Source organism: Spirillospora sp. NPDC049652, assembly GCF_040675125.1.
In the GTDB taxonomy this organism is placed as follows: Bacteria; Actinomycetota; Actinomycetes; order Streptosporangiales; family Streptosporangiaceae; genus Spirillospora.
Genome location: NZ_JBFAOF010001068.1, coordinates 1 through 2289, shown reverse-complemented (window position 1 = coordinate 2289; position 2289 = coordinate 1). Strand labels below are relative to the sequence as shown.

Annotated in this window: 2 protein-coding genes; both read right to left on the bottom strand. The window is 74.5% G+C overall.

Annotated features, from left to right (window positions below; genetic code table 11):
* Window positions 1-1215, bottom strand: a 1215-nt coding sequence (locus AB0J52_RS36970; RefSeq protein ID WP_500187565.1) for a thiamine pyrophosphate-binding protein, incomplete at its 3' end; no start/stop codon positions are given.
* Window positions 1216-1250: 35 nt separating this feature from the next.
* On the bottom strand, window positions 1251-2289 hold a 1039-nt coding region (locus tag AB0J52_RS36965), incomplete at its 5' end, for a trans-sulfuration enzyme family protein (RefSeq protein WP_500187563.1).

The window sequence follows — 2289 nt, the reverse complement described above, 5'->3', positions numbered from 1 at the left end:
CCGCTTGAGCCGCTCGCCCCGCCGGGCGCACAGCCCGGCCGCCGGCGAGCCGGGCTCGAACGGCCGCCACGGGTCGGCCAGGTCGGTCCCGCAGGCCGCCGCCAGGGCCTCCATCTGCGCCTCGGTCAGCAGCGCCGAGTGGTTGTTCGGGTGACCCTCGGTCGGCAGTCCGCGCCCCTTGACCGTGTAGGCGAACACCACGGTCGGACGGTCGTCGTCGACGCGCCGGTAGGTGTCCAGCAGCAGCTCCAGGTCGTGGCCGCCGAGGTCGCGGATCACCTCCGCCAGCCGCGCGGCCGGAATGGCCGCGACGAGGTCGCGCAGGGCGGGGCCGGCGGCGTCGCCCGCGATCCGGCCGGGCAGCTCGGTCGTGTCCGCGCGCAGGAGCCGCTGGTACTCCTCGTTCGGCATCTCCTCCAGGCGGCGCCGCAGCTCCTCGCCGCCGGGCCGGGCGAAGACCTCGGCGGCCGTCCGGCCCCACTTGAGGACGACGACCTGCCAGCCCGCGGCCTCGAACATCCCCCGCAGACGGTGGATCTGCACGTCGGGCACCACCCGGTCGAGCGACTGGCGGTTGAAGTCCACCACCCACAGCAGCTCGCCCAGCCGGGCGACCGAGGGGTCGGCGACGGTCTCCCAGATCGCGCCCTCGTCGAGCTCGGCGTCCCCGATCAGGCTGATGAACCGGCCGGCCGGAGGGGTCGCCTCGAACCGCGAGCGCAGGTAGCGGTGGGAGATCGCCGCCCACACCGGGGCGGTGGCGCCGATGCCCACCGAGCCGGTGGAGAAGTCGACGGTGTCGTGGTCCTTGAGGCGGCTCGGGTAGCTCTGCAGGCCGCCCTTGGCGCGCAGCGTCGGCAGGTACTTCGCGTCCAGGTCACCGAGCAGGTGGTTGATGGCGTGGAGCACCGGCGACGCGTGCGGCTTCACCGACACGCGGTCGAGCGCGGTCAGCTCGTGGAACCACAGCGACACCATGATGTCGACCATCGAGGCCGACGACGCCTGGTGCCCGCCGACCTTGATCCCGGTGTCGTTGGGCCGTCCGCGGTTGGCCGCGTCCACGATCGACGTGGCCAGCCACAGGACGCGCCGGGAGATCTCGCGCAGGGTCGCGATGTCGTACGGCTGCTCTCCGGCCGTCTGGCCGAGGGGTCGCCGCGGGCCAGAGGGTGCCGGAGCCGCCCCAGGCGCGGCTGTGTTGTCGTAGCGCATAGAAGGATTGTCCAGCCTTTCCCGGTACCGGCGGACTACGGGTGCGCCGCACCCGCGTGGGCGGCCTCCGGACGGCGCGCGCCGAGGGCCTGGTCGAGGTCGGCCATCAGGTCCTCCGGGTCCTCCAGCCCGAGGGACAGCCGCACCAGCCCGGCGGCCGGACGGGCCTCGGCGGCGACGGGCCGGTGCGTCAGCGACGCGGGATGCTGGATCAGCGAGTCGACGCCGCCCAGCGACACCGCGTGGGTGAACAGGCGGACCGACGAGGTGAGGCTCCTGGCCTGCTCCAGGCCTCCGTGGAGTTCGATCGAGAGCATCGCCCCCGGGCCTCTCATCTGCCGGTGGAGCAGGCCCCGCGCGTCCCCCGCCGTCCCGGGGTAGTACACCCGCGAGACGGCCGGGTGGGTGCTCAGCCAGGCGGCGACGCGCCGGGCGTTCTCCTGCTGCGCCCGGACCCGGATCGGGAGCGTGGCCAGGCCGCGGTGCAGGAGGTAGGCGCCGAGCGGGTGGAGGAGGGCGCCCGTGATCGCCCGGACGCGGCGCAGCGCGGCCGTCCGCTCCTGGTCGCAGGCGATGACGCCGGCGATGACGTCGCCGTGCCCGCCGAGGTACTTGGTCGCGCTGTGCAGCACCATCGCGGCGCCGAGGTCGGCGGGGTTCTGCAGGACGGGGGTCGCGAACGTGTTGTCCACGAGGACGGGGACGTCGCCGGCCGCCTCGGCGACGGCGCGGATGTCGACCAGGTCGAGGGTCGGGTTGGCGGGCGTCTCCAGCATGACCAGCGCCGTGTCCGGGCGGAGCGCCGCCGCGACCTCCTCCGCGGCGCAGAACGTCACCTCGGTGCCGAGCATGCCGGAGGCCAGGAGGTGGTCGGTCCCGCCGTAGAGGGGACGGACCGCCACGATGTGGCCGCGGCCGCTCTCCCGCGTCATCGCGATGATCGCCGCGGTGGCCGCCGCCATCCCCGAGGAGAACGCCACGGCCGCCTCGGTGTGCTCCAGCCGCGCCAGGGCCGACTCGAACCGCGCGACGGTCGGGTTCCACAGCCGCCCGTAGACGGCGGAGCCGTCTACG